The following is a 4,732-nucleotide window of genomic DNA, read 5'->3' as shown; positions in this document are numbered from 1 at the left end:
CGATACCTTCTACATTATCAGTTACGAATACTTGATTTTGGTACAATTGAATTTTATCCTTTTGGATATTCAAATCGCCCGACATTTTTGGGAAATATAAAATTCCAGTCAGGTTGAAAGGGTAATCAACATTCAAATGAATGTGGAATAATGGCTCTTCAAACTGCATTGGATACAATTCTCGGTAAAACGAGTTGTAATCCTTATCTTCTAATTCATTTGGTTGTTTGGTCCATGCTGGATTAGGATTGTTGATGATGTTGTCAACCGTAATTTTCTTTGGTGGAGCAGTTTTTTCTTTGCCGTCTTTATCTTTTGTAATCTCAGGTTTGTGGTCTGGATCATTGACTTCCTTAGTTCCAAATTTAATTGGAATAGGCATGAACTTGTTGTATTTGGTCAAGAGTTCACGGATCCTTGATTCTTCTAAAAACTCTAAGGAATCTTCAGCAATGTGAAGTACGATTTCTGTACCACGATCGGTTTTGGCATCTGGTTCTAAAGTGAATTCTGGCGAGCCATCACAAGTCCAACGTGCACCTTCGGTTCCTTCTTTATAAGATTTGGTAATGATTTCGACTTTTTCAGCCACCATAAAAGCGGAGTAGAAGACTAAACCAAAATGTCCGATGATTCCTGAATCTTTTCCAGCATCTTTATATTTGTCCAAGAATTCTTCAGCGCCTGAGAAAGCGATTTGGTTGATGTATTTTTCAACTTCTTCAGCCGTCATTCCAAGTCCTTGATCAATGATATGAAGTTTTTTACCTTCCTTATCAATTTTAACTTCAATTATTGGGTTGCCATATTCCACAGTGGCTTCGCCAATATTGGTAAGATGCTTTAGTTTTAAAGTGGCGTCTGTAGCGTTACTCACTAACTCACGTAAAAAGATTTCGTGGTCACTGTATAAGAACTTCTTAATTAATGGAAAAATATTTTCCACCGATACATTAATGCTTCCTTTTGTCATAATTTATAAATTTTGTTCTTCCCTCGAAGGCGGGAATCTTATTGTGTTAAACTTAAATTTCTAATACATCCTAATAGTCAACAAAAATGCCAAGTGTAGCATTGTGACAAGATGGCATAAAAAAAGCCATTCTGTGGTAGAATGGCTTTTTCAAAATTCGGATAAAAAATTTATTTTTTAAGCGTCTCTTTTGTTTGAATAGGAGCGTCTTTCTTTTTGTTCTTTACGTAGGTTTCCAGCCATTGGTCTTGTTCCCAAAGCATGTGCATAATGGATTCCTTAGCGGCATAACCATGGCTTTCTTTCGGCAACATCACCAATCTTACTGGTGCACCCAAACCTTTTAAGGCATTGAAATAACGCTCACTTTGCATTGGATAGGTGCCTGAATTGTTATCGGCTTCACCATGGATCAGCAATAAAGGTGTTTTCATGGTGTGCGCATTTTGAAAAGGCGACATGGTGTTGTACACTTCTGGAGCTTCCCAATAGTTACGCTCTTCACTTTGAAATCCGAAAGGCGTCAAGGTTCTGTTATAGGCGCCACTTCGTGCAATCCCTGCAGCAAATAAATTGGAATGAGATAATAAGTTGGCGGTCATAAACGCACCGTAGGAATGTCCACCAACAGCTACACGGTCGCTGTCAATATAACCCATCGCATCAACTGCATCAATAGCTGCTTTGGCGTTACCTACCAATTGCTTGATAAAGCTATCGTTAGGTTGGTCATCGCCTTCACCCACAATCGGGAATGCTGCAGCATCCAACACCACATAACCTCTGGTCACCCAATATACCGGCGAACCATAAGAAGGATAGGTAAATTCGTTAGAGTTGGATGTGCTTTGAGCGGCACTGTTTTTGTCTTTATATTCACGAGGATAAGCCCACATGATCATCGGGTATTTTTCACCTTTTTTATAATCGGTTGGCAGATATAAGATGCCTGTAAGTGGCAATCCATCATCACGTTTATAGCTGATCACTTCTTTATGCACATCTTGTAAGCTTTTGAATGGATTTTCAAACTGCGTTAACGGCTGAAGTGCGATGCGCTTTTTAATGTTTCTGATATAATAGTTTGGGTATTCATTTTTCGACTCCAACTGAACTATAAATTCTCCTGCCTTAGCATTTAATGCAGACGTAATGTTCTCAACTCTATCCGTTTCCTTAGAATGGTATAAACGGACTGTTTTTTGAGACTTCAGATTCATTTCGTCTATAAACGGAAACTTGCCTTCAGCACTGTAACCATCGCCAATGAGATAAACTTTCCCATCATTAAGGTCTAATACTGATTCATCAAAGTCGTTCAAGGTGCTTACAAAGCTTCCTGGATCGCTATAAACATCTTGATAATTTCTGTCAGAAAGTACTTTAGGTGCTTTACTTGCGTTGGAAGGATCAAACAGATAGGTTCTTGTATTTCTGCTATTCCACCATCTGTCAAAAGCAATTGCGGTATTTTCGTTACCCCAACGGATTCCAGCAAAACGATCCTTAGTTTTTAAAATGGATTGTTTTTTAGCCGTAAATGGTGCTTTTTGTTGAAATACTTCATCTCTGAACGGAACGTCCTGGGCAGGGTCACCACCGTCTAAAGCTTCCGTCCACACCAAAGTTGCCGGATGATCGTTACGCCAGTTCAAACCACGCATTCCTGTACGTTCAGCCATAAAGCCTTGAGGTAAGTCTTCAATAAGTGGAACTTCCAATACTTTTTTGATCAATGTACCATTCGCATCATAAATAGTAGTGGTCGATGGGAATCTGGTATAAGGTACTAAATAAGAAAACGGTTTGTTGATGGTAGTGATCATCACATATTTGCCATCAGGAGAGAAGTTTAGATTTTGATAGATGTCTGTCGATTTCCAATTGCTCGCAATCCCGTTAAGATCTACTTTTTGAATGTCAGACAACGCTAATTGCTCAAAATTATATTCGTCATTAGGGTTGGCCAATAAATCTTGGTAGGTTCTGTTTTGTGCTTTTACGCCAGCTTCGCTCACCGATATTGTTGGGCCCGCAGGCACGGCTTCTTTTGGATCGATCAATTGTTTTTTTGAAGCCGGAAGCGTTTGCACCAACAAGTATTTGCTGTCTTTTGACCACGTGTAAGGTCGGCCCATATTAGCATTAAGATTGTCGTTAGTCAGTTTTTTTGCTTGACCAGTCTTGACATCTATATACCATAGTTCGACTCCTTTTGAAGTGGTATTGGTAAAGGCAGCGTATTGTTGGTTTGGAGACCAGGATAAATAGGCAAAACGACCGTTTTCTGGCATTCCTGCAATGTTTTGAGGATCGCCTTCGCGGCCATTTCTGATCTTAAAGTCGGTGTAATAAGTCGTTCTGCTGCCAATATTCGTTACCTGATTTATTCTCAGACCGCCGAGACGCAATTCAGTTTCTGAAAGTTCGTCGATGCTTTTATAATTGCTTCTATAAAGAAAAATAATGTTTTCACCTTGACGATCCATACTGATGCGTGGGGCCAAGGGCGCTTCTGCTAGATTAAGGATACTTTGATCCGGTTTTTGATAGGATAAATTGACTTGTCCATAGCTAAATATGGACAGCATCAAGAATAAACTCAATAATAATGCTCTCATAATAGATTTTAAATTAGTTAAAGCGCTAAAAATACTTAAAACCCTAGAAGGCATTCTCAATTAAATGTTAAAAAGCGGCGAATTACCCCAGCTTAAGTATTTAAAATCGGTATTTTTATGAATACTGTGGATATTGTTTAAATTGCGAAACAAATTAATACTAAACAAATTGACTTATGTATAACTCCAAAATAATTGGTTTAGGGCATTACGTTCCTGATAATGTGGTTACTAATGATGATTTATCTAAGATAATCGACACCAATGACGAGTGGATCCAAGAACGTACCGGTATCAAAGAGCGCCGTTGGGCAAAGCCAGAAGATAAGGAGACCACCTTTACCATGGGGTTAACAGCTGCTAAAAGGGCGATTGCACATTCAGGCTTAGATAAGGATGAGATTGATTTTATCATTTTTGCGACGTTGAGTCCAGACTATTATTTTCCTGGCCCAGGCGTTCAAATCCAAGAAGCTTTGGATATTGGGACGATTGGCGCTTTAGATGTACGTAATCAGTGTTCAGGATTTGTGTATGCGGTTTCTGTGGCAGATCAGTTTATAAAAACGGGGATGTATAAAAACATCTTGGTCATTGGTTCCGAATTGCAATCGCACGGAATTGATAAAACCACGAGAGGTCGAAATATTTCCGTCATTTTCGGCGATGGTGCAGGAGCAGCGGTGTTGACACGTGAAGAAGACAATACCAAAGGGATATTGTCGACGCATCTACATTCTGAAGGAAAACATGCTTTGGAATTGGCCACGGAAGCTCCAGGAATGGGCACACGTTGGGTAACCGATATTATTGAAGAAAATAACCCTGACGATTTAAGCTACTTCCCCTATATGAATGGCCAATTTGTATTTAAACATGCTGTGGTGAGATTCAGTGAAGTGATCATTGAGGGCTTGGTAAAAAACAATCTGAAGAAGGAATCGATTGACCTCCTTATTCCACATCAGGCTAATTTGAGGATTTCACAATTCATTCAGAAAAAATTCGATTTAACTGATGATCAAGTGTTCAACAATATCCAAAAATATGGCAACACTACAGCGGCATCCATTCCTATTGCCCTTTCAGAAGCGTGGGAAGAAGGTAGAATAAAAGATGGCGATTTGGTGGTATTGGC

3 protein-coding genes are annotated in these 4,732 nt (G+C 39.3%); 1 reads left to right on the top strand and 2 read right to left on the bottom strand.

The window, feature by feature from the left end; genetic code table 11:
- Together htpG and ABIQ28_RS13680 are read right to left on the bottom strand one after the other, a co-directional pair.
- A partial coding sequence (gene htpG, locus ABIQ28_RS13685; RefSeq protein ID WP_348038248.1) for a molecular chaperone HtpG occupies window positions 1-973 on the bottom strand: 973 nt, incomplete at its 3' end.
- Between the two features lie 170 nt (window positions 974-1,143).
- The gene (locus ABIQ28_RS13680; RefSeq protein ID WP_348038246.1) at window positions 1,144-3,594 is read right to left on the bottom strand and encodes a prolyl oligopeptidase family serine peptidase; all 2,451 of its coding nucleotides are present in this window, start codon (window positions 3,592-3,594) and stop codon (window positions 1,144-1,146) included.
- A 176-nt stretch (window positions 3,595-3,770) separates the two neighbouring features.
- Here ABIQ28_RS13680 and ABIQ28_RS13675 point away from each other — a divergent pair.
- On the top strand, window positions 3,771-4,732 hold a 962-nt coding region (locus ABIQ28_RS13675), incomplete at its 3' end, for a beta-ketoacyl-ACP synthase III (protein ID WP_348038244.1).

Source organism: Gelidibacter sp. (assembly GCF_039916245.1).
Lineage (GTDB): Bacteria > Bacteroidota > Bacteroidia > Flavobacteriales > Flavobacteriaceae > Gelidibacter.
Note: the sequence above shows the minus strand (reverse complement) of the source record. Positions and strands in the feature narration are given on the sequence as shown.